Here is a 16,395-nt window from a genome sequence, read left to right on the forward strand (position 1 = left end):
ACATACGAATAAAACAACCTATAGCGTTTGGTACATTCAATAAAATAACTAGCTACGCATTCTGTTCAAGAGTAAGTAGGTATAGTAAACATGAGACTGGTCAACCACCTCAGTATTTTGCCAATAATCGCTATGAATTACCTTTCAGCTGCGACGGTTGCCGCTGAACCAGTTATCATAACGACCCACGAGCTGCCGCCTTATAGTTATTTTGATGAAGACAATAACTTCACAGGTATTGCAACAACTGTGCTGGAATGCGTTTTACATAAACTAGAAAGACCATATCAAATTCAGGTTGTTCCTTGGAAAAGAGCTCAGAGGCTCGTCCAAAATCATGAGGCTGATGGATTTTACGCTGCCTCAAAAAATGCATTTCGAGATAGTTATGCCGTGATGACAAAGGCAATTGCGGATCAAACCTGGACTTGGTATCTCCGTAAAGAATCTCAACTTGATCCACAATCCAACGACTTTAAGAACAACGCGAATGTTTCCAGTTTTCTGGGGGCAAATATGCACCGATGGCTGATTGACAACGGTTATAACGTCTCTAATACCCCTGCAACAGACACAAAGAGTCTGTTGAAAATGCTATTAAGTGACCGCTTTGAAGCTGTTCTGGCAAACGAACTCGTGATGGATCGGCTTTTACATGAAACAAATCAATCTGAAAATATTCGAAAGGTGGACTTAAAAAACAAGCCTCTCGGCGTTTATTTTTCTAATCGTTTCTTACTGCATAACCCGGGGTTTATAGAACGTTTCAACCGGCAAGTTACCCCCTGCCGAAAAGACAGTGACAATGTCGCCTATAATCATCTAGATACCTTAACGGGCAATACGCAAATCAGCCTAATTTTTCCCCAGTAAAAGATTGTGATTAGACCAGCCGGGATACATTAATCATACTCTGGGTTCTATGATATCATCTTATGTTAGTGGGGCTTTACTGTCCGGCAAGACATCTCATCACTACCTAGACACATCCCCACAGCGTTGCAGGTGCAATACGCATGCTCCTCATAATCTTCTCGGCACGTTTTTGTACATTACCGCTTGGGCGCGCTGCACTTCTTGTTAATGGGTTAGGTAAAACAGCCGCAAGGCGGGCCGATTGCAAGGCGGACAATTTTCTTGCTTCGCGCGTAAAATGAGCCTGTGCCGCAGCTTCAGCCCCGTAAATCCCAGGGCCAAATTCTGCTATATTGAGATAGATTTCCAAAATTCGATGCTTGGGCAATAGAACCTCAAGCATTATCGTCAAGGGAATTTCCAGAACCTTCCGAAACTTGCTTCTAGACGGCCAAAGGAAAAGATTCTTGGCCGTTTGCATAGAAATCGTACTCGCGCCCCGTGACGCAGTCCCTGTATCGAGCACTTCATCCCAAACAATCTTCAACTGTTTCCAATCAAAGCCTGTGTGTTCACAAAAACGCTGATCCTCAGAGACGAGAACCGCTCTGACAAGGTTTGGTGAAATATCTTCTAACGCGACAAAATCATAGTGAATGGGGTCGTCTCTTATTAACATCAATGGCGTCGCCAAAGGGGGAGCCACGCGATACATCAGAATTATCGCAATGGGTAATCCCCCCCCAATTAACAGACCCAGCCAAATCAAACGACGGAAAAACAATTTCATCAAATTAAATCATCCCGAACGGGACTTATTCCTGACAGAAATTAATCGAGCGCATCAGTTTAACAACCTTACTTTTTGGTACAATAAGAGTTTTCCGCAGTTTGGTTCCGTCAAATATCTGAGTTATTCACTTATATTACGGTTTGGCTTAATCGTGAATCAGGTATAGGCGCATGACGTGAACCAGTTTTATTCGCCCGTTCGAGAGTTTGCCAGCAACCAAGTACAATCACAAAAAAATTTTCGTTTGGTTGCAATTTGGTAGCAGATGATTAGGTGTTCGTTAGGATTAGACCAAAAAAGGCTCACCATATACATTGGTAAGCTATTGATATCTATGGCGTTTTCCAGAGCACTTTGGTTGCGAGGGTACGCAATCACCGATAATTCGATTTCAATAACAAGCCGATTTTTTTTTAAATTTAAACATTACGTATCTTACAACATCCTCTTTTCAATATTAAAACCACTTTGCCATAAGCTATATTAAAATGGTTGACCCAATATGGCCCTCGGCAGTATCACGCAAAAACAGAGACTTGCCTGAAGCATGTTCGGGCACATACATGAAAATTCTACTTCATGAACCCGTTAAAAACGGGGGCATTACCCATTCACTTACCACGAGCCCTGATATAAGTTTCATCAACTTTCCAAGTTCCAGCTTCGCTCGGGCGAAGCCATTACCACCTTAGCCGTTTTCCGATCTCTGTAGCATAGTGTTGCACCCAACGATTAAATCATTGTGTAATCTACCTCAACACCACGGGTAATGCGCCCTCTAATTATGGAGACATTACCTAAGCAATTCGAGAAAGTTCTGCAGCAAGAAAGCATCAAATCACAAACAGCAGAAATACTCCAAAGGCTAATTGGGCGTGTAGAGGTCATTCCGAGAGAAGCTGATCGCAAAGGAGTAAAATTAAAAATCAGTTGTCGTTTTGAACAAGCGTTAGAGCTCTTGCGTCCTATTTAGCACAACAAATATCTGCTCGATGTTATTCGGCACCAACCAAGCTCGTACAAATTCAATTTTGTGTGCCGCAAAATAATTACAATGAAAGAATAGTGCGATATTTGATTCATTTCTTAATTATGAGAATAACTGATACGCAACATTGAATCAGTTGTTGCCACAATATTTAGACGATATTTCACACCTGTTTCGTCATTAATGTTCGCAAAAACATACAAAATTCCAGTAGTTTCTGCACAGTGAACAGCTTCTGCTTGAGACGTATTTTTTTCAAGTTTACCATCACATAATGTGTCTATGATACTCTGCAAGTCTGAACTGTAAGACATATCCCACCATGCCTTACCTTGGCTGACACTACGTAGACCAATCGTAACATTACGCACGCCTGTTGAAGGAACATCCATAATAGTAACAGAGCTCCCCATTGCATCAAGGTTTCTCAAAGTCACATTGCGCCCTTTGAGGCCAAGAGGCATATCTAGTACATTGCTAAAACCTAGTACCTTAAAATGTTCGATTAAATCGTCTACTGCAGCATTAAATGGTATTCCTGAAAACTTAAGAGCCTTTAAATATTCTGCTTGCGCATTATCACGGACAAACGGCCGTTCGTCAGCCTTAGCCAGTGTAGTTAGGAGTAACAAAAATGCAGAAAAAAAGTACAAAATACGCATTGTAAAATTTTTTCCATTGGCGTTATCCTCTTGCATAAATAGTAAGCTATTCATCACTTTTCACTATAGTAGACTAGACTCATTTTTTTATCGCCACGTCGAGTGAAACTTAAGCTATATTTCACACCGTCACTGTCTTTTGCTTTTGCCTTTACCGCAGTCATATCCACGGGACGCGTAATGCATGACAGAGCCGCATTATTATTTGGTGCTCGCCGTTTTTCAAATTTCCCTTCACACAGGTCGTTCACGATTACATCTGTGACTTGATCTAAAAACGTTTTATCTGGATTAGAGCCTTTAAATTCTATCGTTCGTTTTCCAAATTCTTCTGATTCGCTAATTTTAATTTTAATGAGTTGAGGTGACCTATTTATTTCAAACGCAGCTATTCGCGATTTTGTTACCTCATCAAACTTATCTTGAGTTTTGTCGTATCCCATACGTTCAAAATAGGCCAATACGCTTTTCAGAGAGGCATCAGGTTCAATACCAAAAAATGGGTAAGAAGTAACAATCTTTGCCTTATCAACGTCATCTATATAATCTCCGGCAGACGCAGACAACGGTATGGTCATAAAGGCCAAGACAGAAAAAGCAGAGATAGCGCTTTTGATCTTCATAGAAAACTCCCTGTTATGTAGTAGCTTCAGAATCTCGATCAAACATGCCAAGATGGCATCTAGCCATCTTAGCAGAGCTAGGTTTAGCCTGTAGCATCCCGACTTCTAGCCTCAACTAACAAAGATACGAAGCATTTATTATAATTTTGCTGAAACATTTTAGAGACACAAAACTACCTCTTAAGGTGCATTAAGTCAAAATCATCAACTAAAAAGGTTAAATATCAAAAATTTTATCTAGCCTACTTCTGATAACTCATTCACGCCCAAATTAACCCAATGACCAGCCAGGGAAATAGCCAGATTAAAGGAAAACCCCGGTAACTCTGTGAGTTACCGGGGTTTATATTGGTTGCGGGGGCACGCAACCACCGATAATTCGATTTCAATAACAAGCCGATTTCAACATTACATACCTTACAACATCTTCTTTTTCAATGTTATAAACCACTATGCTATGTGCCATATGAAAATATATTCATGAAGGACCATATGTTTGATTTAATTAAGTTACCCCATACATATCGGCTCTGTTGCAAAAATCCTCTCGAGATTACTCTACAGTAGATTTTCATTTTCCTACCTCTTTATATTTCTGCCATTGAGGTAGTATTTTATAAAAGGACAAAATTCACGACTCCGTTGCAAAAACTTAACCAAGGTACAAAACTCCATTATCGAGACGGATTTCAGGCATAAACACCAAATAGCCGGTTAATGGATCTTGCCTTCAGCTTTCAACTCACTGATAGCTTCTCTATATGTTAGAGCCTTGTCTGATGAGATAAATATAGGGACATATTGCTGCTTGCGTTTGAGAGTTTAACTGAGGAAACGCTTGTCTGCTCTAGTGTTGCGCGTTAAGGACAAGAAAAATCGAGGGTATCCCCGTCCTTTTCAATAGCTCGAGACAAGTATTTCCTCTTCCCTTCAACCTTTATATAGGCCTCATCCTCGCGCCAGGAATAGGAACGACTTTCTTGTACCAATGGAGTATCTTTAGCAATTCCGGAGCGTAACGCTAAACCCAACGGCAAAGCGTTGAATAATCCACCATTTCCCGGCCTTCGTGATGTTCCGTTGACTTACAAACACTTCTGGCATTAAATCATGTCTGCATGCTTTAGTTTCCGAGTGCGTTGTAATTGCAGAACAACTCAACATAGCGTCTTAAATTAAGTACGTAGAAAGTATTTTGAAGTGACCTAAGAACAGTATAGCTTCAGTTGGACACTGGCTCTTGCGCAAGCTGTTTTCATCGCGTCCCAATGCATAAGAAACTGTCGCAAACGCGAATTCCACTCTGCTGGGTCCCCATCGAGCCCATCGCTAAGGCGAGCTCGTCGTGCGAGACCATTCCCCATCATCCAAATCTCACGGCTATAGACTGGGTTTCTGACGGCTGCGCAAAGCCGACCATTGAGGTCCTCAAGAGACAGATTTTCGGCGTTGCGATATACCCTGCTTCGCCCTTCCAAGCGACGAGTATTGGCTTGAATGTCACTGTCCCAGCGGTCAGGCACCCAAGTATCCGATGCGACACGATTCGAGATGAAAGTGAGGCTAGCGAGCGCTTGGCGACCTACCTCTTGGAGCCCACTGACGTTGTAGCCGCCCCATCCAGCGCCATGCGTATAGGTCTTGGCATGAATAAACACGAGCCTCTTACTGGCCTCATCAAGGGTGATAAAATCTGCCTTCTCTGTTCCATCATCATCGCACACCACAATCGAGAAGCTGGCAACGTCTCGCGTGAGAGCATCTGCTTCTATGGCATGAACATCGAGGGTATCTTCACAGGCTGCGGCAAGCACCCCAAAAAGGGAGCGTCGATGCCAACCGTCGGGGGCGCCCTCAAAGAACGCTTCGCCTTTTTCGCTTTCGACTGCATTCAGAGAGGGGCAAGAGGTCACAGACTCAAGGATTGGTTTTTCATTGCCATCAATGACCCAATTGATCTTTGGCCGAAAGAAACGTCCCTCTGCGTAAACAACGTGGTCCTTGCGCACGAGAATTCTGAAGGCTTGATCCTTGTTTAATCGCTGGACAAGAGTTTGAGACTGACGCCGATCAGCCGTTTCTTCTTTGGGATACAGCTCGTCTAACCCCTCACTACTTAATGAGTATTTTTGGGTTTCCTCATTGAAGGATAATTGACAGTCAATCGGCTCGCCGCCAATCCTGATCTGAAAGTTGCCTTCATCTGGATCGATGTCTGAACAAAGGTCCTCGTAATTGACGTCTTCTTCCCCCATGGCTTGCGCAGCGGCAGCCTCCTCGGCCCGACGGTCCATGAAAGCGTCAAGAGATGGATCAAGGAGAACGCAGAGCGGAGTTGCCTGTTCAAGTGACAGGTCTGATTCCAAAGATGCGTATCGGTCAAAGACAACGTTTCTCTCACGTTCAGCATCGGCAAGTTCTTCATCAACGGTTTGGGTCCAACTCACATACTGATCGATAGGGACGTAACTCTCTGAGGATTCTCGTACCCTGGCACGGGCAAATCCGACATATCGACCTGTGCCGTTGACAAAGCCAAACGCCGTGCCTGGAACAAGCATTGGGTCGAGCAGATCGGTAAAGGTGTCTTCAAATGAACGGGTACGAACGGCCAGTCCACGGATGGCATTTTGGGACATCTCAAGCGAGGAAAATGAGAACCTCGATAGCCGAGTTGGTGCGTCCTCCGCGTTTGATGGGAAGACTTTCTCCATCACTTGTCGATCCGCGCGGTTAAGACCGAGCCTGTTGAAATCGACGACGATGCCTTCAGTATCGTGCATGAAGATATGAGCGTCTTGCTCGACCGCAACAAAGACACCAAACTTCCACTCGGAGAAAAATCGGTCGATCAAATACGGCGAGTTGCGCCAAACATAGTATGTGAAGCCCCAAGCATTCTCGGGCATATCCACAAGTGGCGTGATCTTGAATCTGTCGCGCCCAAGAATCGACTCCTCGATGAGGCCCAGTACGGCCTCGATGCCTTCGCTTCCTGGTTCCCGACAAAGGACAGTCGCACTCTTGGGGAGCTGTATGTCTTTGCCTGCCAATGGGGCCTCAAGTTCAAATCGCCCTCTGAACTCGCCGCCAATGTACTGATACTCGGCCATGAAACGCAAAAGGCGATCCGGAAGCGTCACTTCGTTCGCAACAATCGCCGCGCTGTCTTTGGCAGCATAGACTTCATAGCCTTGGTATCGATCCCACGTCGTACGGATGCGCTCAGCGTTAGAGGGCGTGGCAATGACCCATCCGGTCTGTCTTCGTCTTTGATCCCCGTTGGACCGTCGCGTAACACGGCCAATCTGCTGAACGAGTTGCCGCGCATTGCCCATTAGATCGAATATCGCCACAGCTACGTACGTGGGATCATCTATACCTTCCATCAGCTTGTTCTGGTGTATCCAGAACTGCGCATCTGGCATGGCGTTCATGGCTGCGGAGACAGACTGAAATCTATTGGGCTTTTGCTCAGTCTTCTTAGCCCGATCATGGATCAAAACGGACTCTGTTTCAAAGACGCGGTCGATCTCGTTCTGGAGAATCTGAAGCTTTTCCAAATCAGCTGCGCGGACCATGACCCGGGGTGTCACGTCATCAGCATCAAACCACTGCTTCGATTGATCGAGACGTTCCGGCAACTCCCTTTGAAGGATTTCAACAAACCTTCTGACAGCACCGTTTAGATCATCAGGGTACTCATCATCCGGACGAATAATCTCGGCTGGCCTGATGATCTTTTGTTCGACAGCTTGTGCGTAAGGGTAGTTGAATAGGTATCTTCCACGCACCCGAAAGGACTTGTAGTCGTTTCGATAGGGCGTTGCGCTTAGGAGGATGGTTGGCTTGTTCAATTCCCGAACGCCCCGCGACCACGAAACAGCAGGCTCATAGTGCCCTTCGTCCACAATTACCAAATCAAAGGTATCGGAGAGCAGTTCCAACAGAGTAGCGGCAGCCGCATTTGGCTGAACATCGCCTTTGGCAAAGGCACTCTTCCTAATATCACTCAGGGATTGGTGTGTACTGACCAAAACGACACGATCTTCTTCTGGAATATGGGCGACTATGCTTTGGACTTTGGAAGGCAACAAAGTCTCGACGTAGACCTCCTCAAGGCGAACGCCCGCGATTGCTTCATCGGCGATAAATGTTGCTCCGTCCTCTACATCGAAGCCAATATGCTTCCAGAAGCGATAGCAGATGTCTTTTTGCAACTGCTCGGTCAGAGCTTTCCTTGGTGTGAGGACGAGCACTTTACGAATATCCGGCAGGCATCTTGAAAGGATCGCGACGATCCCGGATTTGCCAGTTCCTGTCGGCAGCTTCAGCAGCGCAGCTTCAGTGTGGCCTTCCCTCTCAGGGATCGTTCTTTCGCCATTGAGATAGGCGATCATGGCACCCAAGGCGGTCTTCTGGTGATCCCAAAGTGGTTTGACGGCATCCTGGCCGTCCCAAAAGGAATATCCCTCAAGGTGTGCGAGCTGATCCCGAAAACGATCCATCTCGATGGCAGCCCTGTGCTCATCTTTGAAGGACGTGCGGGTATCGTTGATTAATTGTTCAAAATCCATGTTGTTCAGCACTTAAACCAATCACTGCAAAAAACGCCTTGGAGTATTCTGGAAGTCTTATCACGCTACCGCCCTTGCGGTTACATCCTTGAGAACCTGGACGAGCGCCTTTACCTGACCGATCTCGAAGACGCCGCTCACGCCTTGGTCATCGATGTCAGTGAATGGGCTTTCATACAATCTGCGCGGGTCCATAGCACCGCGTTCCGTCAGGTGGTCAATGATGAGATCAACAAATTCTATCTGGTTCGAAGAGAGCACTTTTCCGTCAAGGAAGTTCGAGAAAGCTTTCTTTGCGGCCTCGCGATCCAAGCCGACGAGCGAGCGGATGAAGAGCCCGAGCCCACCTTCACCTCGAATACGCGAAAGTTCGGTGTCTTCCACCACGCCTTCTTCAAGAAAGATGCGCTCAAGCTCGCCAATGTCCTGACTAGTGAGTTGCTCGTTACGCCTCAGTTTTTGGAGGACAATGTGTTCTCCGTGCTGCTCCAAGAAATGCCGGACTTTCATCATAAATCTGGCTTTGTCAGTGCCATTCCCGATGTCGGGCAAGACAACATCGCTGCCCTCACCTATCTCATCCTGAAAATCGGTGTAGACGATCTTTCGGGAGGCGGGTTCGATGAGCTTTACGAGACTGCGCAGCTTACGTCGCACCTCTTCAAGCATTGGCAGGGTCACGTCCTCCCAATACTCATCCGTTTGGAGTTCAAGGATCAGGTTCATCTGAGCTGCGACCATCGGCACATTGCCGAGCTCTTCGAGGGACGAAGCTATCTCCTGAATACGCTTTTGAAACTTGGCGAGCGTGACATCTGAACGGAGTAGCGCAAGCTGCGCCAACAGAACCAAATAGTCGAACTGCTTCGCTTCGAGTTCATCGTCCTTGAGTGAGCTTGGCAGACCGGCGATGTGCTCAGTGAGTTCTAGGCGGTTCTCGATAGACAGGTCGCTCCAAGCGGCACGCGCTTGATACTTTTCAACATAGCGTCGCTTCGGCCTAACGATGAAGTTATCGACGTTCATGCCAATCACTTCGTCAAAGAGGCGCTGCTCTATCGAGTCCTTCAAATCAACTAACTCAACATCGGCTCCCTCTTCGCTCTTCGCAATCTCATCCATGAGATCAACTCGGGCAACAAACAGCTTTTCGCTGATTGAAGGTGCGAGAGCACCATCGCTGGCTTTCGGGTTTTGATTGAAAAACTCGAAGTTCTGACAGAAGTCAAAAACCAGAAAGTTCTCTTTGTGCATGTCAGGCCCGAAGAGATCAGGGCACAGGCGCGTTCCGCGTCCGATCATCTGCCAGAACTTCGTTTTTGAACGTACGATTTTGAAGAAGACGAGGTTTACAACCTCAGGAACGTCGATTCCCGTATCCAGCATATCGACTGAGATAGCGATGTGCGGAGGCTTCTTCGGATCGGAGAAGTCATCAATCAAAGACTGCGCGTAATCGACGCTGTAGTCGATGACCTGCGCAAACTGCCCCTTGAGATGAGGATAGTTCTTGTCAAAGCGTTCAGCGATGAACCTGGCGTGCTTGCTGTTCTTGGCGAAGATGATCGATTTTCCGAGACGATCACCTTCCTCGACCTTCAAGCCATTGGTCATCAGGTGCTCCAGCACCTTGTCCACGGTATCTGTGTTGAACAGCCACTTGTTGAGGTCTGACGCTTCAACCCTATCGGGCCGTTCTTCGCCATCCTCTGTCCATTCAAGTGCATCCCATGCTTCCTTTTCCTCTTCGGAAAGATCGTCGTAATTGATCCCTTCTCGCTGGAATTTCAGAGGCACTGACACGGCGCGCGGCGGAACAAGGAAGCCGTCAGCCACAGCCTCATCAAGATCGTAGGAGTCAGTCGGTACGCCTTTCTCAAGCTCGAAGAGCGAGTAAGTATCGCGGTCAATTTCATCGCGGGGCGTAGCCGTCAGGCCGACCAGGAAGCTGTCAAAATACTCGAAGATGGCGCGGTATTTGCGATAAACTGAGCGGTGCGCCTCATCGATGACCACCAGATCGAAGTGGCCTGGCCCGAAACGCCGCGCCCCGTCTTCCACCTCGTTGATCAGCCCCATCATGGTCGGATAGGTCGCAAGACAAATCCGCGCGCCGTTGTGGTCGTTTTTCTTAGGATCGTGCTTTTGAAGGAGGTTTGCACTCGGCGCAGACGGTAAGTGCGACTTAAAAGCGGCGTGGGCTTGGTTCACGAGGGCAATTCGGTCTGCAAGGAAAAGCACCCGCTTTACCCAATTCGCCCGCATGAGCTGATCTGTCAGGGCGATCACGGTGCGGGTCTTGCCTGAACCTGTCGCCATAACCAACAAAGATTTACGCAAATGGTCTTTCTCGAACGCTTCGCCAACACGGCGAATTGCTCGGGTCTGGTAAAACCGCTCTACAATATCGGTATCGATTTTCACCTTAGTAAGATTTTTTCGACTTGAACGGCGCTGGTGCAGTAGCTCCAACTCAGCCTTCTTGTAAAAGCCCTGAACGGGCCGGGGCGGATATCGCGTATCGTCCCAGAGCCAGTGCTCATAGCCGTTGCTCAGGAAGATTACCGGACGCTGCCCGAGCTGCTCTTCGAGACAATCAGCATATAGCTTTGCCTGCTGCTGGCCCACGCGGGAGTCCTTCTTGGTCCGCTTGGCTTCAACGAGTCCGAGCGGTTTCCCGTCATTGCCCCAAAGAACATAGTCTACGAAGCCCTCTCCCGTGCTGTTCGGCATACCGAAAACAGGAAACTCGCGATCACGCTCTTGGTCGAGCGGCCACCCTGCCTCATGTAAGAGTAGGTCGATGAATGCATCACGGGTCTTCTCTTCGTTGTAATCATGGGTATCAGGCGCGGCTTGGTTGGCCTTCTTAGTTGCCGCAATCTCGGCCTGAAGGCGCTTGATCTCTTCATTGAGTTTTTCGCGTTCAGCCTCGGTCGCAAGCCGCGCTGCCTGCTCTTGCTCCAGTGCCTTCTCGCGCGCATCGAAATCCTCGCGCATCTTCTTAATCTGCTGGACAGTGCTTGCCGTTATGGTGAGTGTATTCTGAAGACCGTTCGAATCAAACTGAATATCGGCGGCGGGCTTCGCGCCCTTGGCGTAAGTGCGCACCAGCCAGTAAGAGAAATGGAAAAGCTCGCGCAGCGAAGTGATCGATGACTGCTCGCTGATCTTCTTGTGGCTATCATGGACAGCACGATTGCCGAGGTCCTTGATCAGCTTCGCCTTGGTAACAAGAGCATTGCCCACAAGTTTCCGAAAGCTCGGTTCATGAATGAGCGCGGACAAGGCGTGATCATAGGGGGTGCGAAGCGACGGATCGGATTCATACATCCATTTGATGGCCGTCTCCAAACTCAGCCGAGCGTAGAAGCACGCTCCTCGCGGATCAGATAGCGCTAGGTTCTCGGCCTTTTGAGCATGTGAAAAAACGGGAGCAAACTCAGACCGAAGGAAGACGAACTGGCTCATGCATCACCCCCCGCATAGATTTTCGAGGGATCAAGACGGTCGCTCAGGTAAGGGGCAAATCCTGCGAGTAAAACAGAAACGGCTACCATATCCCGCATCTCAATGTCGCGGAGAGCGCTAGCTGGATTGCCGCCATGGCGAATCCCAGGGTAATCGGAGCCAAAACCATAGAGCTTCTTCATCGCTTCACGTATTGTGGCATGCGGCCACGTATCAACCTGGTCACACATTGCCCCGAGAGAACCCGCAGTCACACCTGGGCACTGCCCAGCGATCACCTCCAGCAAATTCATCTGCTTGTGAATGCAGGTCTTAATGCGAGCACTGCTCTGACCATTTCGCAAGTCTCGAACAGATTCCTCAAACTCATGCATAGCCATGTTGAGAGCAGCATCTTGCTGGGTCGTTGTCCGCAAATCATTGAAGAGCTTGGCAAACACTCCTGGAAGCGTTGGGTGCAGCGTGAATGGACGCCGCAACTCGTAGCGTAGGCTATACGTCTGGATGAAGTCGGCGACGAGCTCGAAATAACGGTCGATGAGTTGCGGATAGCCCAATTCTTCAAGCGCTTCGTGGGCGCGCTCAAGGAATTTCACAATGCCAGCCTCGCCGTCGACCTTAAAGACCTTGGTGCTTCGAAATGCAATGCGCGCCTGTTCCTGATCATCAATAATATTGGCAAGCTCAGTCGCCGGATCGAGGCGGGTGACAAAAGAGCGTTCAAGTTCTCTATAGAGTTCGCAGAACAAGTCGTCAGGTGCATCACGATGATCCGAAAGCTTCTTCCAGACCTTGCGCCACATCTCCGACCAAACACCTGAGAACTCACCCTTCATTTCAGAGTTCCCCTCTAAAAGCACGGCTTTGAAGCGATGCGAACAGTGACTCTGTACGCCTTGAATGCCTCTCAGCGATCTTCCGAAATTCTTCAAGCTTCTGAATCTTACTCTCAAATTCTCGCTGCGCGCCCAAGGATGGCAACGGTATTGGATATCCCAGCAACTGCCTTCTATTTATTTTCGGGATATTCGCGCGGCCTGATGACTGGGCCGCATAAGACAGGAAATCAGATGTGCCCAAAGCGAAATGAACAAATGAAGGTAAGGTATGCTCTTTTTTGCAGTTTAGCGCATACATATCCGCGCTGCACATCCCTTTGCGGTCTGCTATAGCAACTTTATCAAGGTAAGGTCGAATTTTGCTGTAAATGATGTCGCCTTCTTCAAATACATATTTCCCGCTCGTCACGCCGTCCTCTTGGCAGCTAACCACACGCTCCCAAGAAATCCTTCCAGACCCAGAGGAAATGTGTTCGGGTCCGACGTGCGGCAATTCTCGGTATTCCGGCAGTTTTGGGTCAGCAAGCGACGAGCGGATATTAATGACATCGCCCAAGGGCATTCTTTGAGCTTTGGTGCTATCGCCAAACATGTCATGAAAGATTGCCTGCCCCAAAGTGTTAAGGCGAGCAATGGCGCGCTGGCGCAAGCCGCGCAGCGCATCCGCCTGATCCAGGATCGCCGCAATCCGCTTCTGCTCATCAAGCGGCGGGAGCTGCATTTCAATCGATTTCAAGTTTTTGGTCGAGAGGCTTGCTTGATTCACGGCCTTATTGATGAATGGAAGGATCTTGGATCGAAACAAGCTGCTCTTGAGCGTCCATTTTGCATATGGTGGATAGAGGATTTCCTTCTTTGGGCGCAAGCAAAGAAGATTCATACCGTGAACGAGGGGTGTTGGGGAGCCCTCATAGAGCGCACACTTTCCGACATGCTCTACGCTATTGATGTGACTAAAAAGAATATCACCAGTTTGAAGAATCCACTTTTCGGCATCGCGCTCTTCAAGCCCAGCATAACCCACTCGAGTTAGATCAATTGATCCATCTGAAATGGTTTCTATGCGAGTTACCGGGAGTCCATTTGCTTCCTTAGATTGGCGAATATTCATGCCATTCCGAACGAACTCAAAACAGTCATCGATTGGGAGATTCCTGCTTGTCATCCCAGCATCTCCTCCAGCTGGGAGAGCCCATCACTAATTTCGCTTTCGATAGCACGAAGTTCTGCAATTATGTCCGTCGGATGTTGATGCTCGACATCCTCATGCTCCACCTCCTTGTAACGGTTAAGCGAAAGGTCGTAGTCGGCGGTGGCGATATCCGCGAGCGGTACGCAGAAGCTCTGCGCCGTGCGTGGGTTATCACACTCGGTTTCGTCCTTCTCGGACCACCTCTTCAGAAGGTCAGGCAAGTTGTTCTTTTCGTGCTCCTCATCGCTCAGCGCCTCAGTCGGAACCGGCCCGAGCTTTTCGGGTGGTAAAAGTGGCGTGCGTTTGTCGTCGAGGGAGATGCCGTCAGCCTGCATGTCATAGAACCAGACGTGATCGGTGCCGCCGACGCCCGTCTTGGTGAAGACAAGGATCGCTGTCGAGACGCCCGCATAGGGGCGGAAGACACCAGACGGCAGCTTGATCACAGCATCGAGCTTGTGATCCTCGACGAGCATGCGGCGGATTTCCTTGTGCGCCTTGGAGGAGCCAAACAGCACGCCATCGGGCACGACGACGGCAGCCCGACCGCCTGTCTTCAGTAAGCGCAGGAAGAGCGCGACAAACAGAAGCTCTGTCTTCTTCGTCTTAACGATCTTCTGAAGGTCCTTAGCGGTGCTGTCATAGTCCAGCGAGCCCGCAAATGGGGGATTGGCGAGGATCAGAGAATACTTACCCGCATCGGCGTTGTGCTCTTCAGCGAGACTATCGCGGTAGGAGACATCGGCATCCTCGACACCGTGTAAGACCATGTTCATCGCGCCGATGCGCAACATGGTCGGGTCGAAGTCAAAGCCGTGGAACATCTCGTTGTGGAAGTGCGCGCGTTGCTTTTCATTTCTGAAGAGTGAGGAATGGTTGGTTCGCAGATACTCCCCCGCTGCGACCAGGAACCCGCAGGTGCCCGAGGCAGGGTCACAGATCACGTCATCGGGTGTCGGAGCGGTCAGCTCGACCATCAACTGAATGATGTGGCGCGGCGTGCGGAACTGGCCGTTTTGACCGGCGCTGGCGATCTTGCCGAGCATGTATTCGTAGAGGTCGCCCTTGGTGTCGCGGTCATCCATCGGGATTTGGTCGAGCATCTCGACTACCTTGGACAGAAGCGACGGGCTAGAGAAACCGAGGCGGGCATCCTTCATGTGCTGACCGTAGCTGGAACCTTCTTCGCCAAGCTGCCTGAGGAAAGGAAAGACGTGCTCATCGACCACGGCCATCATTTCGCGGGCTTCGAAATTCTTGAAGCGTGACCAGCGCATGTCCTCGTAAGCGCGGCCTTTGTCGTCGTTGCCCTCGGGGAATATCCGCCGCTCAATCGCGATGCCGAGCGTTTCCGCTTTGCTTTCCTCAAGGGTGTGCAGATCGTCCAGCCGCTTGATGAACAGGAGATAGGTGATTTGCTCAATCACGGAGAGCGGGTTCGAAACACCACCCGACCAAAACGCATTCCAGATTTGGTCTACCTTGTTTCGAATTTCACCTGTCAGCATGTTCTTCCTCGCCCTCGGTCGGTTTGTTATTGCGAGAAGGTCCGATGCAGCCAGTCACGTACGCCCGCATGAATTCACGGATCACCTGTGCGGCTGGCTTGTCATCAGATTGACACGCAGCAAGGAATTCATCGCGCAATTCGCGACCAACTCGGACCCGCATGCCAACGTCCTTCTTCATGGTGATAAATGTAACCAATGGTTACATATTTTGAAAGTGAAGAATGCGCAATGTTCGGTGCAGGTGGAGAAGCCAGACTTTCCACGTTCTGCAAACAGGGCTAAAGGGACGGAACTATCATGTCACAGTCATCCATCGGCCTCCGCCTCGAGATAAGCCTTCACCCGCCCTATATCCGTTTCCATAATCTCTAGAGCAGTTTCTCCACCAAAGCTAGCATTCGGGCTTACGATCCATTCATAGCCTCTCCCTGGCTCTTTAAAGATGATCCGCAGAGCTCTGTGTACCCGGAACAACTCCGTGAACTTCAGCCCGAGTTCTGGTTTATCCAGCTCCCCAGCTTTAAATAATTCATATTCCTCACTTGGAAGTCCCAGAACTTCAGCAACGTCATGATCGCTCAGCTGTCATTTCTCAAACAGGCTCCGTACTGCCTTCTGCATCTCACTCATAATTTTCCCTCTGTAATATATTTAGAACATAACAACTCCCTCCAGCTTTCCTCCCAGAGGGAGTTGTTAGTGGATTTGACGACCTCAGTCCTCCATCATATATAGGCAGTCTTTTAAAACCCTTTTGACAACGGATGGATGAGCATCATCATACTCACCTTCCAGAACTGTGAGACCGTCTTCATCTATGACTTTGTAGCCATAACGATGTAAGGCGCCACCTGCCTTTCGTTTGATTATAAAATGATGGAAAG

At 48.8% G+C, this 16,395-nt stretch carries 13 protein-coding genes and 1 pseudogene; 2 read left to right on the plus strand and 12 right to left on the minus strand.

Annotation, left to right across the window (positions count from 1 at the left end; translation table 11 throughout):
* Positions 1–90: 90 nt before the first annotated feature.
* Positions 91–873, plus strand: a complete 783-nt coding sequence (locus WH95_RS17530) for a substrate-binding periplasmic protein (protein WP_046509646.1) — start codon at positions 91–93, stop codon at positions 871–873.
* A 106-nt stretch (positions 874–979) separates the two neighbouring features.
* On the opposite strand, the gene mtgA is transcribed toward WH95_RS17530, so the two are convergent.
* The 6 genes and pseudogenes from mtgA to WH95_RS17555 all read right to left on the minus strand — a co-directional run bounded on the left by mtgA (position 980) and on the right by WH95_RS17555 (position 8,321).
* Positions 980–1,645 (minus strand): monofunctional biosynthetic peptidoglycan transglycosylase, encoded by a 666-nt coding sequence (gene mtgA, locus WH95_RS17535; protein ID WP_046509648.1) that lies wholly within the window; start codon positions 1,643–1,645, stop codon positions 980–982.
* 617 nt (positions 1,646–2,262) lie between these two features.
* Positions 2,263–2,413: pseudogene (locus tag WH95_RS21825) on the minus strand (IS6 family transposase); the annotation flags it as partial.
* A gap of 321 nt (positions 2,414–2,734) precedes the next feature.
* Positions 2,735–3,352 carry a hypothetical protein gene (locus WH95_RS17545; RefSeq protein ID WP_046509650.1) on the minus strand — a complete coding sequence of 206 codons (618 nt, stop codon included), beginning with the start codon at positions 3,350–3,352 and terminating at the stop codon, positions 2,735–2,737.
* A complete protein-coding gene (locus WH95_RS17550; RefSeq protein ID WP_046509652.1) occupies positions 3,352–3,921 on the minus strand; it encodes a hypothetical protein in 570 nt (189 codons plus the stop codon). Before WH95_RS17550 ends, WH95_RS17545 begins: the two co-directional genes overlap by 1 nt.
* 860 nt (positions 3,922–4,781) lie before the next feature.
* Entirely contained in the window at positions 4,782–4,958 is a 177-nt protein-coding gene (locus tag WH95_RS21880; RefSeq protein ID WP_082114222.1) for a DDE-type integrase/transposase/recombinase, read from the minus strand.
* 168 nt (positions 4,959–5,126) lie between these two features.
* The gene (locus WH95_RS17555) at positions 5,127–8,321 is read right to left on the minus strand and encodes a DEAD/DEAH box helicase (protein WP_245622994.1); all 3,195 of its coding nucleotides are present in this window, start codon (positions 8,319–8,321) and stop codon (positions 5,127–5,129) included.
* On the opposite strand from WH95_RS17555, the gene WH95_RS21730 reads away from it, so the two are divergent.
* Positions 8,271–8,483: a hypothetical protein gene (locus WH95_RS21730; RefSeq protein ID WP_245622995.1), complete on the plus strand. Its 213-nt coding sequence runs from the start codon at positions 8,271–8,273 to the stop codon at positions 8,481–8,483. The genes WH95_RS17555 and WH95_RS21730 overlap by 51 nt on opposite strands.
* 75 nt (positions 8,484–8,558) lie before the next feature.
* On the opposite strand, the gene WH95_RS17560 is transcribed toward WH95_RS21730, so the two are convergent.
* From WH95_RS17560 to WH95_RS21885, 6 genes are all read right to left on the minus strand, one after another.
* Positions 8,559–11,969 carry a DEAD/DEAH box helicase family protein gene (locus tag WH95_RS17560; RefSeq protein WP_046509655.1) on the minus strand — a complete coding sequence of 1,137 codons (3,411 nt, stop codon included), beginning with the start codon at positions 11,967–11,969 and terminating at the stop codon, positions 8,559–8,561.
* The gene (locus WH95_RS17565) at positions 11,966–12,805 is read right to left on the minus strand and encodes a hypothetical protein (RefSeq protein ID WP_046509657.1); all 840 of its coding nucleotides are present in this window, start codon (positions 12,803–12,805) and stop codon (positions 11,966–11,968) included. Before WH95_RS17565 ends, WH95_RS17560 begins: the two co-directional genes overlap by 4 nt.
* Before the next feature lies 1 nt (position 12,806).
* The gene (locus tag WH95_RS20775; RefSeq protein WP_052742124.1) at positions 12,807–13,973 is read right to left on the minus strand and encodes a restriction endonuclease subunit S; all 1,167 of its coding nucleotides are present in this window, start codon (positions 13,971–13,973) and stop codon (positions 12,807–12,809) included.
* Positions 13,970–15,508 carry a type I restriction-modification system subunit M gene (locus WH95_RS17575; RefSeq protein WP_046509658.1) on the minus strand — a complete coding sequence of 513 codons (1,539 nt, stop codon included), beginning with the start codon at positions 15,506–15,508 and terminating at the stop codon, positions 13,970–13,972. Before WH95_RS17575 ends, WH95_RS20775 begins: the two co-directional genes overlap by 4 nt.
* Positions 15,495–15,671, minus strand: coding sequence for a hypothetical protein (locus tag WH95_RS17580; RefSeq protein ID WP_204247827.1), 177 nt, complete (start codon positions 15,669–15,671; stop codon positions 15,495–15,497). The genes WH95_RS17575 and WH95_RS17580 overlap by 14 nt, the downstream gene beginning before the upstream one ends.
* 146 nt (positions 15,672–15,817) lie before the next feature.
* Entirely contained in the window at positions 15,818–15,985 is a 168-nt protein-coding gene (locus WH95_RS21885) for an MbcA/ParS/Xre antitoxin family protein (protein ID WP_204247828.1), read from the minus strand.
* Positions 15,986–16,395 lie beyond the last annotated feature (410 nt).

The sequence above is a fragment of the Kiloniella litopenaei genome (assembly GCF_000982415.1).
In the GTDB taxonomy this organism is placed as follows: Bacteria; Pseudomonadota; Alphaproteobacteria; order Kiloniellales; family Kiloniellaceae; genus Kiloniella; species Kiloniella litopenaei.

Coding starts and splice junctions, on each gene's coding strand:
- WH95_RS17530 (WP_046509646.1), top strand. CDS start 91: ATGAGACTGGTCAACCACCTCAGTATTTTGCCAATAATCGCTATGAAT.
- mtgA (WP_046509648.1), bottom strand. CDS start 1,645: ATGAAATTGTTTTTCCGTCGTTTGATTTGGCTGGGTCTGTTAATTGGG.
- WH95_RS17545 (WP_046509650.1), bottom strand. CDS start 3,352: ATGAATAGCTTACTATTTATGCAAGAGGATAACGCCAATGGAAAAAAT.
- WH95_RS17550 (WP_046509652.1), bottom strand. CDS start 3,921: ATGAAGATCAAAAGCGCTATCTCTGCTTTTTCTGTCTTGGCCTTTATG.
- WH95_RS17555 (WP_245622994.1), bottom strand. CDS start 8,321: ATGATCGCCTATCTCAATGGCGAAAGAACGATCCCTGAGAGGGAAGGC.
- WH95_RS17560 (WP_046509655.1), bottom strand. CDS start 11,969: ATGAGCCAGTTCGTCTTCCTTCGGTCTGAGTTTGCTCCCGTTTTTTCA.
- WH95_RS17565 (WP_046509657.1), bottom strand. CDS start 12,805: ATGAAGGGTGAGTTCTCAGGTGTTTGGTCGGAGATGTGGCGCAAGGTC.
- WH95_RS20775 (WP_052742124.1), bottom strand. CDS start 13,973: ATGACAAGCAGGAATCTCCCAATCGATGACTGTTTTGAGTTCGTTCGG.
- WH95_RS17575 (WP_046509658.1), bottom strand. CDS start 15,508: ATGCTGACAGGTGAAATTCGAAACAAGGTAGACCAAATCTGGAATGCG.
- WH95_RS17580 (WP_204247827.1), bottom strand. CDS start 15,671: ATGCGGGTCCGAGTTGGTCGCGAATTGCGCGATGAATTCCTTGCTGCG.